1 protein-coding gene is annotated in these 245 nt (G+C 41.2%); it reads left to right on the forward strand.

Annotated features, from left to right (window positions below; genetic code table 11):
* A partial coding sequence (locus H6A12_RS13200; RefSeq protein WP_204448450.1) for a DDE-type integrase/transposase/recombinase occupies positions 1 to 245 on the forward strand: 245 nt, incomplete at both ends.

Raw genomic sequence — 245 nt, forward strand, 5'->3', positions numbered from 1 at the left:
TTATGATTGTAACACCTATACCCATTACAACAATGAATTGATGCGCAACTTTAAGGCGACAAAGCCCAATGAAAAATGGGTAACAGATATCTCCTACATACAAACAAAACAGGGATTCTTGTATCTTTCGATGATCAAGGATTTGTATGACAACAGTATTGTGGGTTACAAATATGCAACGCAAATGCCGGCAAGCCTGGTGATTGAAACGGTACGTGCAGCAGTGAAAAACGCCAAGCCCTCCG

Source organism: Merdimmobilis hominis (assembly GCF_016901855.1).
Classification (GTDB): domain Bacteria; phylum Bacillota; class Clostridia; order Oscillospirales; family Ruminococcaceae; genus Paludihabitans.